The sequence below is a fragment of the Pseudomonas sp. TWR3-1-1 genome (assembly GCF_049896545.1).
Lineage (GTDB): Bacteria > Pseudomonadota > Gammaproteobacteria > Pseudomonadales > Pseudomonadaceae > Aquipseudomonas > Aquipseudomonas weihenstephanensis.
Genome location: NZ_JAFCUO010000002.1, coordinates 115693 through 131312 on the forward strand (window position 1 = coordinate 115693; position 15620 = coordinate 131312).

The 15620-nt window shown below is 58.1% G+C and carries 13 protein-coding genes; 7 read left to right on the forward strand and 6 right to left on the reverse strand.

All coding sequences use genetic code 11. The features are described 5' to 3' along the window. Positions 1-18 precede the first annotated feature (18 nt). The 3 genes from dgcA to ACP7A4_RS06055 all read right to left on the reverse strand — a co-directional run bounded on the left by dgcA (position 19) and on the right by ACP7A4_RS06055 (position 3748). Positions 19-2079, reverse strand: a complete 2061-nt coding sequence (gene dgcA / locus ACP7A4_RS06045) for a dimethylglycine demethylation protein DgcA (protein ID WP_426246000.1) — start codon at positions 2077-2079, stop codon at positions 19-21. Between the two features lie 15 nt (positions 2080-2094). After that, on the reverse strand, positions 2095-2625 hold the full coding sequence (locus ACP7A4_RS06050) for a DUF5943 domain-containing protein (protein WP_203301953.1): 531 nt from the start codon (positions 2623-2625) through the stop codon (positions 2095-2097). A gap of 145 nt (positions 2626-2770) precedes the next feature. After that, positions 2771-3748, reverse strand: a complete 978-nt coding sequence (locus tag ACP7A4_RS06055; RefSeq protein WP_059765369.1) for a dipeptidase — start codon at positions 3746-3748, stop codon at positions 2771-2773. A 223-nt stretch (positions 3749-3971) separates the two neighbouring features. On the opposite strand from ACP7A4_RS06055, the gene ACP7A4_RS06060 reads away from it, so the two are divergent. Together ACP7A4_RS06060 and ACP7A4_RS06065 are read left to right on the forward strand one after the other, a co-directional pair. Further along, positions 3972-4373 carry a lysozyme inhibitor LprI family protein gene (locus ACP7A4_RS06060; RefSeq protein ID WP_048364162.1) on the forward strand — a complete coding sequence of 134 codons (402 nt, stop codon included), beginning with the start codon at positions 3972-3974 and terminating at the stop codon, positions 4371-4373. 59 nt (positions 4374-4432) lie between these two features. Beyond that, positions 4433-4852 carry a DUF3010 family protein gene (locus ACP7A4_RS06065; RefSeq protein ID WP_048402198.1) on the forward strand — a complete coding sequence of 140 codons (420 nt, stop codon included), beginning with the start codon at positions 4433-4435 and terminating at the stop codon, positions 4850-4852. Here ACP7A4_RS06065 and ACP7A4_RS06070 read toward each other — a convergent pair. Together ACP7A4_RS06070 and ACP7A4_RS06075 are read right to left on the reverse strand one after the other, a co-directional pair. Beyond that, positions 4838-5845: a hypothetical protein gene (locus ACP7A4_RS06070; RefSeq protein WP_426246003.1), complete on the reverse strand. Its 1008-nt coding sequence runs from the start codon at positions 5843-5845 to the stop codon at positions 4838-4840. The genes ACP7A4_RS06065 and ACP7A4_RS06070 overlap by 15 nt on opposite strands. A gap of 163 nt (positions 5846-6008) precedes the next feature. Further along, positions 6009-7112: a GlxA family transcriptional regulator gene (locus ACP7A4_RS06075; protein ID WP_426246005.1), complete on the reverse strand. Its 1104-nt coding sequence runs from the start codon at positions 7110-7112 to the stop codon at positions 6009-6011. A gap of 593 nt (positions 7113-7705) precedes the next feature. On the opposite strand from ACP7A4_RS06075, the gene ACP7A4_RS06080 reads away from it, so the two are divergent. From ACP7A4_RS06080 to choV, 3 genes are all read left to right on the forward strand, one after another. After that, positions 7706-8653 carry a choline ABC transporter substrate-binding protein gene (locus ACP7A4_RS06080; RefSeq protein ID WP_426246007.1) on the forward strand — a complete coding sequence of 316 codons (948 nt, stop codon included), beginning with the start codon at positions 7706-7708 and terminating at the stop codon, positions 8651-8653. Positions 8654-8721: 68 nt separating this feature from the next. Beyond that, positions 8722-9567 (forward strand): choline ABC transporter permease subunit, encoded by an 846-nt coding sequence (gene choW / locus ACP7A4_RS06085; protein WP_048364157.1) that lies wholly within the window; start codon positions 8722-8724, stop codon positions 9565-9567. After that, entirely contained in the window at positions 9564-10730 is a 1167-nt protein-coding gene (gene choV, locus ACP7A4_RS06090) for a choline ABC transporter ATP-binding protein (protein WP_426246009.1), read from the forward strand. Before choW ends, choV begins: the two co-directional genes overlap by 4 nt. Before the next feature lie 151 nt (positions 10731-10881). On the opposite strand, the gene ACP7A4_RS06095 is transcribed toward choV, so the two are convergent. Beyond that, positions 10882-12837, reverse strand: coding sequence for a BCCT family transporter (locus tag ACP7A4_RS06095; RefSeq protein WP_256209831.1), 1956 nt, complete (start codon positions 12835-12837; stop codon positions 10882-10884). Positions 12838-13328: 491 nt separating this feature from the next. On the opposite strand from ACP7A4_RS06095, the gene betI reads away from it, so the two are divergent. Both betI and betB read left to right on the forward strand, forming a co-directional pair. Next, the gene (gene betI / locus ACP7A4_RS06100) at positions 13329-13922 is read left to right on the forward strand and encodes a transcriptional regulator BetI (RefSeq protein WP_048364154.1); all 594 of its coding nucleotides are present in this window, start codon (positions 13329-13331) and stop codon (positions 13920-13922) included. 109 nt (positions 13923-14031) lie between these two features. Then, positions 14032-15504, forward strand: a complete 1473-nt coding sequence (betB, locus tag ACP7A4_RS06105; protein ID WP_048402204.1) for a betaine-aldehyde dehydrogenase — start codon at positions 14032-14034, stop codon at positions 15502-15504. Positions 15505-15620: the final 116 nt, after the last annotated feature.

A 15620-nucleotide genomic window follows, 5' to 3' on the forward strand; every position in this document is an offset into this window, starting at 1 on the left:
CAATGGTTATGTGTGACCTCAAAAGTCCTTGCACAGCCGCAGCGCGTCATAGATCGCCGCGTGCACGTTGCGTTGCGCCACACAGTCACCGATGCGGAACAATAAATACCCATCCCCCGCCCCACTCAGGCATGGCTGCGGCTGGATCGCGAACAACGCTTCAACGTCGATCTGCCCTTTGTTGCGCGCGTCAGGCTTGAGCGCGTAATACAAGGCTTCGTCCGGGCGCACGCCGTTTTCCACCACCACCTGGTCCACCACGCGTTCTTCCTTGGCCCCGGTGTATTCGTTCTCCAACACCGCAATCAGCTTGTCGCCCTCGCGGTAGACCTTCTCCAGCATCATGTCGCCGGTCATGATCACGTCTTTGGGGTACAGGCTGCGGTAGTACGTGGGGAAAGACGTGCCGCCAATTGCCACGCCCGGCTTGGTGTCGTCGGTGACAATTTCGACCTGCGCGCCTTTGTCGGCCATGAAGTCCGCCACCGACATGCCGGTAAACTCGCAAATGGTGTCGTACACCAGCACGTTTTTACCGGGCGCAACCTTGCCGTCGAGCACGTCCCAACTGCTGACCACCAACCCCTGCGCTGCGCCCCAGTGTTCGTTTTGTTCGATATAGGCATGCCCGCCCACCGCCAGCACCACGATGTCAGGCCGCAAGTCGAGAATCGTGGCCGTATCGGCCGCCACGCCCACACGTAAATCAACCTTCAGGCGCGCCAGCTCCAACTGAAACCAGCGGGTGATACCGGCCATCTGGTCACGCTGCGGGGCTTTGGCTGCCAGGCTGATTTGCCCGCCAATGGCCTCACGCTTCTCGAACAGGGTCACGTCATGCCCGCGCTCGGCCGCCACTCGCGCCGCTTCCATGCCTGCCGGGCCTGCGCCCACGACCACCACTTTGCGCGTTGGCCCAATGGACTTCTGAATCAGGTGCGGCACCCCCATGTATTCGCGCGAGGTGGCAGCGTTTTGGATGCACAACACGTCCAGCCCCTGATATTGACGGTCGATGCAGTAATTGGCGCCCACGCATTGTTTGATCTGATCGACCTGGCCCATTTTGATTTTCGCGATCAAATGCGGGTCGGCAATGTGCGCGCGGGTCATGCCCACCATGTCCACGTACCCGCCCTCAAGAATGCGCGTGGCTTGCGTCGGGTCTTTGATGTTTTGCGCGTGCAACACCGGCGCCTTGACCACTTCTTTAATACCGGCTGCCAAGTGCAGAAACGGCTCCGGCGGGTAGCTCATGTTCGGGATCACGTTGGCCAGTGTGTTATGCGTGTCGCACCCCGAGCCAACCACGCCAATGAAGTCGAGCATGCCGGTGTCGTCGTAGTACTTGGCAATCTGCTTCATGTCTTCGTGGCTCAAGCCATCGGGGTGAAATTCGTCACCACACAGGCGAATGCCCACGCAGAAGTCCGGGCCGACCTGCGCGCGCACCGCTTTAAGCACTTCGAGGCCAAAACGCATGCGGTTTTCAAAACTGCCGCCCCACTCATCCGTGCGCTTGTTAACCCGTGGGCTCCAGAACTGGTCGATCATGTGCTGATGCACTGCCGACAGTTCCACCCCGTCCAGCCCCCCCGCCTTGGCCCGGCCTGCGGCACTGGCGTAGTTGCCGATGATGCGCCAGATATCTTCAGGCTCGATGGTTTTGCAGGTGGCGCGGTGCACCGGCTCGCGTACGCCCGAGGGCGACATCAAGGTGGGCCAGTTGAACCCGTCCCAACGTGAGCGACGCCCCATGTGGGTAATTTGGATCATGATTTTGGCGCCGTGCTTGTGCATCGCATCGGCCAGGTTCTGAAAGTGCGGGATGATGCGGTCGGTGCTGAGGTTGACCGAACTCCACCACTCTTGCGGGCTGTCGATGGCCACCACTGATGAGCCGCCACAGATGGCCAGGCCAATGCCGCCTTTGGCCTTTTCTTCGTAATACCGCACGTAGCGCTCGGTGGTCATGCCACCGTCGGTGGCGTACACCTCGGCGTGGGCCGTGCTGAGCACACGGTTGCGGATGGTCAACTTGCCGATTTGAATCGGCTCAAACATCGCTTCGAACGCCATATCCCGCTCCTCGTTTTACAACGGCTTGACGCTAAACAGGCCGTGCTCGTGGCCCTCTTCCGATGCGCTGTACACCTGCTGCGCCACGGTGCGGATTTGACTGCCGCGCGCGCTCAAAATCTGATCGATGGCCCCCGCGAACCAGCCCGTGAACATGTAGTCGACCTTGCGCCCGACCTTGCCGTACACGTAGACAAAACAGGAGTGTTCGAGCTTGACCGTGGCCGTACCGGCGTCCAGGTCAATGTCCTGAATGTGAAACAGGCCCCAGCCACGTTGCGACAGGCGTTTCATGTAGTGCTCAAACACCGCGACCCCTTCAAGACCGTGGCACTCGGCTTCTTTTTCGCACCAGTGCCAGGCCGATTTGTAGCCCGCTTTGTAGAGGATGTCGGCGTAGGCCTGCGCGCCGATTACGGCTTCAATGCCCATGTGGTTATTGACGAAAAAATGCCGCGGCACATACAGCATCGGCAACGCGTCAGAGGTCCAGACGCCGGTTTCACTGTCGACTTCGATGGGCAATTGCGGGGCGATTTTTGCCATTGGGCATACCTCTGAAAAATGAGTCACTGCGTAATCGCTGCCGAAGGCTGCGAAGGTCTGAGAAACGCTCGCTTGCTCGAAGGCCATCCGATCCCTGTCGCAGCCTTCGCCAGCGACTACAAGCTCAATGCTGCGGGCCGTGCCGCTACTCGCCCCACACCTCTTTGAGCACGTTGACCCAGTTTTCACCCATGATTTTGCGCACCACGCGTTCGCTGTGGCCGCGTTTGAGCAGCGTTTCAGTGAGGTTGGGGAACTCACCCACGGTGCGAATGCCCAGCGGGTTGATGATCGTGCCGAAGCGGGTCAGACGCCGGGCATAGCCTTTGTCGTGGGTCAGCATGTCGAAAAACGCCTGATCGTGGCCCTGGGTGAAGTCGGTGCCAATGCCGATGGCGTCTTCGCCCACCAGGTTCATGGTGTATTCGATGGCCTCGGCGTAGTCGTCAATGGTGGCGTCAATGCCTTTGGCCAGAAACGGCGCGAACATGGTCACGCCCACAAAGCCGCCATGCTCGGCGATGAATCTAAGCTCGGCGTCGGATTTATTGCGCGGGTGCTCTTTGAGGCCCGAGGGCAAACAGTGCGAATAACAGACCGGTTTTTTCGACGTCAAAATGACTTCTTCGGAGGTTTTAGCGCCTACGTGCGACAGGTCGCACATGATCCCCACACGGTTCATTTCAGCCACTACTTCGTGGCCAAACCCCGACAACCCGCCATCACGCTCGTAACAGCCGGTGCCCACCAGGTTTTGCGTGTTGTAGCACAGCTGCACCACCCCCACGCCAAGCTGCTTGAAGATGTCGATGTAGCCCAACTGGTCCTCGAATGCATGGGCATTTTGAAAGCCCAGGATGATCCCCGTCTTGCCCTGCTCCTTGGCGCGGCGAATGTCTGCCGTGGTCTTGACCGGGAGCACCAGGTCACTGTTTTCACGCATCAGGGTTTGGCTGGCGACGATGTTATTGATGGTGGCCTGGAACCCCTCCCACACCGACACTGTGCAGTTGGCCGCCGTGAGGCCGCCCTTGCGCATGTCTTCGAACAGTTCACGGTTCCATTTGGCAATGATCAGCCCGTCGATAACGATGCTGTCGGCGTGCAACTCGGCTGGGCTCATCAGGCGTCCCCTTATGGCGAATGCTGCGCCGAATCGTCTGCCGGCGCTTTGGGCCAGCATAGGCTTGGGGTTAAAAGCAGCCGGGTGCAAAAGCGACAGCGCGATTGCAGAAAGCGTCAAGCACGGTCAAAGCGCTCAGCAGGTAGGAAATTGGCCGATGTTGCGTGGCTTTTGATGCACGCTTAAGCCAGAATCCGTCCCAACTCTGGATTAGGAAGCCGCAATGAAATCGATTCTCCTGGCCTTGGCGTTGATCACAAGCGGCGCATACGCGGCCGATGATGCCGACTTCAACCCGTGTGATGCCGTCGAAAACGACCAGCAAACCCTCGCGTGTTCGGTGTACAGCCGCAACGCTGCCGAGCAGTTGTTGACTGAAAACTACGAAGCCTTGCAAGCGCGCATGACCTCGCTGTACGGCAGCAACGCGACCCAGCTCAACAACATCACCAGCAAAATCAAAACCGCCCAGTCGCTGTGGTTGCACCAGCGGGATGCCGATTGCTCGGTGGTGGTCTTCCCGGCCACGGCGGGGACAGAGGCGTTCAACATTGCGCAAAACGACTGCATTGCTGCCGTGAGCGATGACCGGTCGGAGTTTTTAGAGTCGATCGGCCAGCAATAAGGTTCGCAGGCGCACTTCATTTACGCAGCATCAGCGCACTAATGACGGATTGGGGATTTATGACTATTTGCGGTATCGACATTAAAGGCAGCGAAGCCATCTTCGCCTTGGCCCGTCAAGGCCAGGCCGGCCTTGAGCACGTCACCATCAGCACCAAAAAAATCGCCCTCGACGACGATGAAGACGCCGCGAACGTCAAAGCCTTCGCCGCTCAGGTGGCAGCATTTGTCGCGGCCAATGGCATTACCCGCATCGCCATTAAAAAGCGCAGCAAAAAAGGCGAGTTCGCCGGTGGCCCCACCACCTTCAAGATCGAGGGCATCCTGCAACTGCTCGATGAATGCGAGGTGCAGTTGCTGTCACCGCAAACCCTGACTGCGCAATTCAAGAAACATGCATTCGAGCTGCCGGCGTCGCTGAACAAGTATCAACATGACGCTTATAAAGCCGCGTGTGCGGCCTTGCTAAAGAAGGGCTGAAGGTGCCGAGGGCAATGCGCACGCCTGGCGCTCGAACGCTGGGGGAATAGTCAGGTCTTGTTCAAAGAACGCCTGCACGCTGTCGATGCTCACCGGGTGAGGATCAATCAACACAACATTCTGGCTGGAGCCAATAAAGACCACCGCATCGGCAGACGGAATGTTGGCGCACAGATGCCGGTTATTAAAGTCCAGAATATTCGCCAATTTGTACGCGACTTCTGGCAAGCGCTCGTCACTCAGACGAGTGCCTCCCCATCCCCAATAAAACCCCATGACCAAAATCGAAAAAATAAAAAAGACTGCCGAACTCACCAAAGGCCCGGTCGGGATATCTCCTTTGGCGAACGCCTTGAGCCACACCGCGATGATGAGGACGTGGACCAACGCCAGCAAACCAATCAAGAAAACGAACGGAGACAGGTATTTGAAAAATATAAACCCGGTCATGAACGTCAAACTCAGCGGTAATGCGGTTGAATCAACCCCGAAAACGCCATTGATAACCCCGGCGGCCTTGCCTGTAGAAAAAACCAGCAACGCTGAGGCACCGATAGACACTATGAGTTTGGTGAAGCCATACCCCCATAGCACTTTGAAAAAGGCCATTCGCTCGATCTGAATCATTAGAAAAATGAATGCCAGCAGGGTGCCCGTCAATTTGAAAGAAAAGCGTTTTTTATCCAGCCAAGCCCAGCCGCCGGCCTCTTGATTACCGAGAACAATCAGGGCTAAAGCAGCAACCCCCAATAGAACCAGCGCCCGCCAAAACTCCACCTCTTTTTCCTCTACCTCATCCCGTGTCTTGTTCTTGGCGCCTCGCAGGTGCTCGACGATTTCAAGGACATAGGCTTTAAGGGTTTTTTGCATGACGGCAGAATCTTTCTCAGCGCCGCTGGCTAGCTCTTCATACAACGCCTCGACATGCTCCTTGGTATCGCCCGGTTTTTTGAACTGGTACTTGCGCTCGTGGCCTGATTTTTCTGAGAACACACTAATATCCTTATTTGGCGGACCCGATGTTTAGCATCCATCGACACATCACCGCTAGCCACCGCCGTGTAGGCGCGAGCTGGACTGCGATGGCTTTATACGAGGGTCGGATGCTACAGGTGCCTGCACGCGAACAGGCTCGCGCCCACACAATCGTGCCGAGTCACACCCTCACGCTGGCAAACGTTGACTCGTTGCGTGCCTGGTTCAACGCTGACATCGGCCCCGCAAGCGGACTTAACAGCACTGATTGCGCGATTGGCGCCAGGCGGGTGTGTTGCGCAGTGTTGGAACCCACGCGTTCGTCGCGTGGCGGTATGCCGAAATACTCGCGGTAGCATTTTGAGAAGTGGGGGGTGGACACGAACCCGCACACCGCCGCCACTTCTATAATCGACATCGGCGTTTGCTTGAGCAGTTGCCGCGCTCGCACCAGCCGCAGCTTGAGGTAGTAGCGCGACGGCGAACAGTGCAGGTATTTCTGGAACAGCCGCTCCAACTGACGGCGCGACACGGTGACGTACACCGCCAGCTCATCGAGGTCGATGGGTTCCTCGAGGTTGGCCTCCATCAGCGCCACGATTTCCTGCAACTTGGGCTGGTTGGTGCCGAGCATGTGCTTAAGCGGCACGCGCTGATGGTCTTGCTCGTTACGAATGCGCTCGTACACAAACATTTCTGAAATGGCTGCCGACAACTCGCGGCCATGATCACGGCTGATCAGGTGCAGCATCATGTCCAGCGGGGCTGTGCCGCCCGAGCTGGTGAAACGGCAGCGATCAAGGGTGAATAAACGCGTGCTCATCGACACCCGCGGAAAGGCTTCCTGCATCGACGCCAGGCACTCCCAGTGCACGCTGCAATCAAAGCCGTCGAGCAAACCTGCGTATGCCAGCGCCCAACTGCCGGTGCATACCGCGCCCAAATGCCGGGATTGGCGCGCCTGCGTTTGCAGCCACGACACATGCTCGCGGGTGACGGTGCGTTGAATGCCGATGCCGCCACACACCATCACCATGTCCAGCGCCGGGGCCTTATGCATGCTGGCGTCGGGGGTCACTTGCAAGCCGTCACTGGCCCACACCTGGCTGCCATCTGCACTGAGGGTGCTCCAGCGGTACAACTCGCGGCCGGACAATTGATTGGCCATGCGCAAGGGTTCTATCGCGGAAGCCAGGGAAATGAGCGTGAAATTATCCAGCAGCAAAAAGCCGATGGATTGAGGCGCACGGTTCTGGGGTTGGGCCCCGGAGTTGAACGACGTCATCGCGGTATCTCCTCATACAATGCTGAGAATGGCCCAGGCGCAGGCTCTTGTTATTGCCCGCTTGGCTGGGGGCTTTAAGATCACAACGCAAATGCCATGCCCAAACTTGAATGGCCATTCAATAAATCCTGAAAACGACGTCGCAAAGTGTCTGGGCGGGTCATGGCAAAACCCTGTTCAAAGACCCTTTAAACAGGCCGTTGGCGAGTCGCCAGGCACTGTTGAGCAAATAGGTAGCACTTGTGGGAAGCGTGTAGGAGCGAAGGCAAGATGAAGTGTCACGAAAGGCACAAATGCGCCAAACAGGGTCGGCGTGCGCTTAAAAAGTGCTGGGGTTAAAGACGGTTCAGACCCATCAAAAACCGGCTATCGACCCAGAAAATCTCCAGATACGACCTCTCCGGTATCAGATACGACCCTCCCTGTACTGGATGCGACGCCCCCTGTAGGCGTTTGATTTTGACTGTTACATGATCGGTCTCGACTCGATTGCAAGATGCTCGGTCAGCCCGTCGGCCCGGCATCGTCCAACCGCCACTGATACGTACGGTTTTACCCGCCAAAACCGCCCACCGAACTCCAGGAGTCGCCCCATGAGACATTCCCGATCAGTGTTGTTGGCTACCCTGCTGAGTCTGCCGGTCATCACCCAGGCAGCCGAACCCGCGCAATGCGCCACGGTTAATTTTTCGGATGTCGGCTGGACCGACATCACCGTGACCACCGCCGTGGCCAGCACCCTGCTGGACGCCCTGGGTTACAAAACCAAAACCACGATGATTTCCGTACCGGTCACCTACAAGTCGCTGGCCGATGGCAAGAACATGGACGTGTTTCTGGGCAACTGGATGCCGACCATGGAAAACGACATCAAGCCTTACCGTGACGCTGGCACCGTCGACACCGTGCGCGCGAATCTGGAGAACGCCAAATACACCCTCGCCGTGCCCGAAGCCCTCTATAACAAGGGTTTGAAAGACTTTGCCGACCTGCCCAAATTCAAACAGGAACTGGACGGCAAAATCTACGGCATTGAGCCGGGCAACGATGGCAATCGCATGATCCAGACCATGATCGACAAGAACGCATTCGGCTTGAAAGACGCGGGCTTCAAAGTGGTGGAGTCCAGTGAGGCCGGGATGCTGTCGCAGGTGGAGCGCGCCCAGCGGCGTGGCACTGACGTGGTGTTTCTGGGCTGGGAGCCACACCCGATGAACACGCGTTTCAAGATGAAATACCTCACCGGCGGCGATGACTTCTTTGGTCCCAACTACGGGCAAGCCACCATCTACACCAACACCCGCAAAGGCTACGTCGAGCAATGCAGCAACGTGGGCCAGCTCCTGAAAAACCTGGTGTTCAGCCTGGACATGGAAAGCAGCCTGATGGGCGAGGTGCTGGACAAAAAAATCAAACCCGACGTTGCGGCCAAAGCCTGGCTTAAACAACACCCGCAGGTACTCGACACCTGGCTGGCTGGCGTGACGACGATTGACGGCAAACCGGGTCTGGAGGCCGTGAAAGCCAGCCTCGCGCAGTAATTGCGGGCGCCGTACGGCCCCCCCGTGCGGCTCCGTTTCACTCCCCCTGCATGCGGATGTTCACTACCATGCTGATTGATCAAAAAATCCCTTTAGGCCAGTACATTGCAGGCTTCGTTGAATGGCTGACGCAACACGGCGCCAGCACGTTCGATGCCATTGCAATGACGCTGGAAACGATGATCCACGGCGTGACGTTTGCGCTGACCTGGTTCAACCCCTTTGTGTTTATCGGCTTGATCGCCCTGCTCGCCCACGCCATTCAACGCAAATGGGGGCTGACGGTGTTTGTGGCGTTTTCTTTTCTGCTGATTTTGAACCTGGGTTATTGGCAAGAAACCATGGAGACCCTGGCTCAGGTGCTGTTTGCCACCTTTGTGTGCGTGATCATTGGCGTGCCGCTGGGGATACTCGCGGCGCACAAACCGATGTTCTACACCTTCATGCGCCCGGTGCTGGACCTGATGCAGACCGTGCCAACCTTCGTTTACCTGATCCCCACCTTGACCCTGTTCGGGCTGGGGGTGGTACCGGGGCTTATTTCAACCGTGGTGTTCGCCATTGCGGCGCCCATTCGTCTGACGTATTTGGGCATCCGTGACGTACCGCACGAGCTGCTCGACGCAGGCAAAGCCTTTGGCTGCTCGCGGCGTCAGTTGCTCACGCGCATCGAACTGCCCCACGCCATGCCCAGCATCGCGGCGGGCATCACGCAGTGCATCATGTTGTCGTTGTCGATGGTGGTGATCGCCGCTCTGGTCGGCGCCGATGGCCTGGGCAAACCGGTGGTCAACGCGCTCAACACCGCCGACATCGCCCTGGGCTTTGAAGCCGGGCTGGCGATTGTGTTGTTGGCCATCATGCTCGACCGGATCTGCAAGCAGCCGGACGCCAAGAAAGGAGCTGACGCATGAGCATTATCCGTTTCGATAACGTCGACGTGATTTTTGCCAAAGACCCGCGCGCAGCCCTTGGCCTGTTGGACCAAGGCATGAGCCGCGATCAGATCCTGAAAAAAACCGGGCAGATAGTGGGCGTTGAAAAGGCCAGCCTGGACATCGACAAAGGCGAAATCTGCGTATTGATGGGGTTGTCCGGCTCGGGCAAGTCCAGTTTGCTGCGCTGCATCAACGGCCTGAACACGGTGAGCCGTGGCCATCTGTACGTGGAGCATGAAGGCAAGCAGATCGACATCGCTGCGTGCACGGCGGCCGAGCTGAAAATGATGCGCACCCGGCGCATCGCTATGGTGTTTCAAAAATTCGCCTTGATGCCGTGGCTGACCGTGCGCGAAAACATCAGCTTCGGCCTCGAGATGCAGGGCCGCCCCGAAAAGGAGCGGCGTACGCTGGTGGACGAAAAACTGGAACTGGTGGGGCTGACCCAATGGCGCAACAAAAAGCCCGATGAGCTGAGCGGTGGCATGCAGCAGCGTGTTGGGCTGGCGCGGGCATTGGCGATGGACGCCGATATTTTGCTGATGGATGAACCGTTCTCGGCCCTCGACCCGCTGATCCGTCAGGGCTTGCAGGACGAACTGCTGGCGCTGCAACGCAAGCTGAACAAGACCATTGTGTTCGTCAGCCATGACCTGGATGAAGCGCTGAAACTGGGCAGCCGCATCGCGATCATGAAGGACGGGCGCATCATTCAATACAGCAAGCCGGAAGACATCGTGCTCAACCCGGCCGATGACTATGTGCGCACCTTCGTCGCGCACACCAACCCGCTGAACGTGCTGTGCGGGCGCAGCCTGATGCGTCCGTTAGGCAACTGCAAACGGGTGAGTGGTTCGGTGTGCATTGATCCTGGGGATGACTCCTGGATTGATCTGGCAGAAGGCAACACCGTGCACGCGGCACAACAGACTGACTTGCAGAGCTGGACGCCGGGTCAAGCGGTAGAAAGCCTGGGCCGCAGGCCTACGTTGGTGGATGCAGGGATCGGGATGCGCGATGCGTTGCAGATTCGCTACCAGACCGGCAACAAACTGGTGCTGCACGACAATCAACAGGTGGTAGGCATTTTGGGAGATACAGAGCTGTATCACGCGTTATTGGGCAAAAATCTGGGTTGAAGCTGTCGCTGACGGGGCACGAAAGCTGCGGTTGAGGGCGCGGCCCCGTAGACCTGCCCCCCTGATTCACGACGGCTATGCCGTCGATCGCAGTCCTCGCTCCTCGTCAGCGACATGAGCAGGGCTTGCATCACCCTGCTCTGAGCGTGCCTCAGCTATAAACCCGGCCAAGGAGTTGGCGATGGCTTTCAAACTGATCGAGCACGTCACGGGTGATTTGCTCATCCGTGAAGCCCATCAAGTCGTACTCTTGGCTGCCGTTGTGCAAGTACACTTCGGCACGGTAGTAACGACTGCGCACTTCTTCATCCGTCGCGGCGTCTTGCGTCGACTCGCTTGGCGCGGCCAGGTAACCGTCCAGGCTGACTTCGTAAACGAACGGGTTGCCCTCGTCCATTTCCACCCGCACACCCATGCAACGTTTGGCCTTGCCCAGCAGGGTCTGCACGCTCATGCCCTGGCTGCGCAGTTGCACGGCCGCTTCTTCCAGTGCAGGTGTGACGTGTTTGTCCATGAAGCGCTGCACCACCGCCTGGGTCGGTTGCAACTCCTGGGCGGTCAAACGCTCGCTGAAGAAACCACGACGACCACGCGCCGCCAACTCCGCTTGCTCCAGCTCCATTTGGGTGTCCTGACGCATTGCTTTGTGCAGGCCAAACATAAACAGAACCAGCACCACCGAGAACGGCAGCCCCGCCAACACCACCATGGTTTGCATCGCCGCAAAGTTACCGGCAAACAGCAGACCAATGGTCACCAGCGTGATCACGACCGACCAGAAGATACGCAACCAGTGCGGGGCATCTTCGTCCACATCACCGCCCTTGCACGACAGGTTGGCCATCATCACCGCGCCAGAATCCGCAGGGGTCAGGAACAACACAAAACCGACAAAGATCGACACGCCAATCACGATTTTCGACGCCGGGTAATGCTCAAGCAGTTGGTAGATCGCCATCGACGGCTGTTCCAGCGCCGTCTTGCCCAGTTCTACCGCACCGTGGTTAACCACCAGATCCAGTGCCGAGTTACCGAAGATCGACAACCAGGCCAAGGTAAAGCCCAGCGGGATCAGCAACACCCCAGCCACCAGCTCACGCACGGTACGGCCACGGGAAATACGCGCAATGAACATGCCTACGAATGGGGCCCAGGAAATCCACCACGCCCAGTAGAACAGGGTCCACAGGCCCAACCAGCCTTCGGTTTTTTTGGTGTCGCCTTCGTACACGTACAGGTCGAAGGTTTTCATGACGATACCGTTGAGGTAATCGCCGGTGTTCTGCACAAAGCCGTTGAGCAGGTGCAAGGTGGGGCCAAACAACAACACGAAAATCAGCAAGCCACTGAACAGCACGATGTTCAGGTTGGACAGGCGACGGATGCCGTTTTCAACGCCCGAAACGGCAGCGATGGTGGCCACGGTGCTCATCACGATGATGACGATCAGCAAATTGGTATTGCTGTGTTCCATACCGAACAGGTTTTCCAGCCCGGACGACACTTGCATCGAGCCAATCCCCAGGTTGGTCACCAGGCCGAGCAGGGTCACGAACATGCCGAAACCATCCACCGCATGGCCCGCAGCACCTTTCACCCAACGCTCGCCCATCAAGGGGTACAACGCCGAACGCAGCGCCAGCGGCTGGTTATGACGGTAGGCAAAATAGGCCACGGCCAAACCGACCAGTGCGTAAATCGCCCAGCCGTGCAGGCCCCAATGCAGGAACGTCAGTTGCAGCGCCTGACGCGCGGCTTCATGGCTGCCCGACACGCCTTCTGGCGGGTTGAAGTAGTGGTCCAGCGGCTCGGACGCGCCGAAGTACAGCAACGAGATGCCGATACCCGACGAGAACAGCATCCCGGCCCACGCGCCATAGCTGAAGTCCGGGGTGTCTTGCTTGGTCCCCAGTTTCAGTTTGCCGTACGAAGAAAACGCCAGACCGACCACAAAGATCAGGTAAGCGGCAATCACCACCATGTAGTACCAGCCGAAGGAACGCGACAGCCACTCTTGGGCAATGCCCAGCAGGCGGCCGGCTTCTTCTGGCGCGGCAATCAAAATGGCAGTCAACAACAAGATCAAGGCAGTGGAGGTGTAAAACACCCAACCGTTGACCGTCACCTTTTGCGGTGGGGTCTTTATAAGAGAAGCAGAACTCATTGCACGGATGCTCCAGGCAGCGCGAGAGAAGAACTTGATGCAAAGCAACACCCGACCAAACGCTTAGATAGCGACCAACGGTCGAGTGATATAAAGGCACCGCAAAAAAACTGGACCCGTTCATGTGCTCAGCCAACGCACCGTGTGCAGGCGTGAGCGTGGTCGCGATCGTCTCAACAGCACCGTGCCTGCTCGGCTACCGCGCGTATCGGTAAAGACCTTCGCGACCCCGTTCGCTCCTACAGACGTAAGGGATTCAGAAGAAATTACAGTGTCGTTTGGCGCCATTCATGCGTAGGGAAACGGCATCAATCGCGACGAATTGTCGCAGATAGTATTCTTTGTTGATTGAACGTTCAATCAAAACAAAATAGACTGGCCGCCGTTCAGTGATCTTTCCTGCACTGTCCGCCGGCCCAAGGAGATGAGCAAAAATGCCCAAGGTCGGTATGCAACCCATACGCCGTCAACAGTTGATCGAAGCCACATTGCAGGCCGTCGATCAGGTTGGCATGGCGGATGCCAGCATTGCGCTGATTGCCCGTTTGGCCGGTGTGTCGAACGGCATCATCAGCCACTATTTTCGAGACAAGAACGGTCTGATTGCCGCCACCATGCGGTACTTGATGAACGTCTTGATCGACAACGTCACCGAGCGCCGCCAAGCGCTGGACGACGACAGCCCGAGGGCGCACTTGCAGGTCATCGTTGAAGGCAACTTTGACGCCAGCCAAGTCAGTGGCCCGGCAATGAAAACCTGGCTCGCCTTCTGGGCTGCCAGCATGCACCAACCGTCGTTGCACAGATTGCAGCGGATCAACGATCACCGCCTGTATTCCAATCTGTGCTGCCAGTTTCGTCGTGTGTTGCCGCAGGCCGAAGCCCGCTCGGCAGCGCGCGGCCTGGCGGCCCTCATCGATGGACTATGGTTGCGTGGCGCCCTGTCGGGAGATGCTTTCGACACAGAACAGGCGCAACGCATCTGCTACGAATACATGGATCTACAACTGGCGAAACAGGTGAGTTAAGCCTCAATTAACGCTTAACCCCTGAACTGTCGTGAATCTGAGTTGCCCCAGTTAGATGGCATCCCGCTCCACGATCAACGCCAACCACTTATGCACTTGCGAGGATTTTATGGCCCGTTTCGAACTGCAAAAACTTTACATCGACGGCGGCTACACAGACGCCAGCAGCGATGCAACCTTCGATGCCATCAACCCGGCTAACGGCGAAGTCCTCGCACAAGTGCAACGTGCGACCAAGGAAGACGTTGAGCGCGCAGTTGTCAGCGCTGAAAAAGGCCAGAAAATCTGGGCTGCCATGACCTCCATGGAGCGCTCGCGCATCCTGCGCCGCGCGGTGGACATCCTGCGCGAGCGCAACGATGAACTGGCCGCGCTGGAAACCCTGGACACCGGCAAGTCGTACTCCGAAACCCGCTACGTTGACATCGTCACCGGTGCTGACGTGCTGGAGTACTACGCTGGCCTGGCGCCTGCGATTGAAGGCGAGCAAATCCCGCTGCGCGACACCTCGTTCGTCTACACCCGTCGCGAGCCGCTGGGCGTTGTGGCCGGTATCGGCGCGTGGAACTACCCGATCCAGATCGCCCTGTGGAAATCCGCACCGGCGCTGGCAGCGGGCAACGCAATGATCTTCAAGCCAAGCGAAGTCACCTCGCTGACCACCTTGAAACTGGCTGAAATCTTCACGGCTGCGGGCCTGCCAGACGGCGTGTTCAACGTACTGACCGGCAGCGGCCGTGAAGTCGGCACCTGGCTGACCGAACACCCGCGCATCGAAAAAATCTCGTTCACCGGCGGCACCGACACCGGCAAAAAAGTCACCGCCAGCGCCACCAGTTCTTCCTTGAAGGACGTGACGATGGAATTGGGCGGCAAATCGCCACTGATCATTTTTGACGACGCCGACCTGGACCGCGCGGCTGACACCGCGATGATGGCCAACTTCTACAGCTCGGGCCAGGTGTGCACCAACGGCACCCGCGTGTTCGTGCCGACTGCACTCAAAGCCGCATTCGAAGCCAAGATTCTGGAGCGCGTTGCGCGCATCCGCATCGGCAACCCGGAAGACGAAAACACCAACTTCGGCCCGTTGGTCAGCTTTGCCCACATGGAAAGCGTGCTTGGCTACATTGCCAAGGGTAAAGAGCAAGGCGCCCGCGTACTGTGCGGCGGCGAACGCCTGACCGAAGGCGACCTGGCCAAAGGCGCATTCGTGGCACCGACCGTGTTCACCGACTGCACCGACGACATGACCATTGTTAAAGAAGAAATCTTCGGCCCGGTGATGAGCATCCTCACCTATGACACCGAAGAAGAAGTGATCCGCCGCGCCAATGACACCGAGTTCGGTCTGGCTGCGGGCCTGGTGACCAAAGACCTGAACCGCGCTCACCGCGTGATTCATCAATTGGAAGCGGGTATTTGCTGGATCAACGCCTGGGGCGAGTCCGACGCAAAAATGCCGGTGGGCGGCTATAAGCAGTCGGGCATTGGCCGTGAAAACGGTATCAGCTCGCTGGCTCAGTACACCCAGATCAAATCGGTACAGGTAGAGCTGGGCGATTACGTCTCGGTGTTCTAAACCTACCTGACAGCCGATTACTTGTCGTCGTTGCCGCAGGCTGCGAAGGGTTGCACAGCAATCCTTCGCACCAGCCCTGGGCAGCGACTACAGCGTTCTTTATTTATACGAGGGTG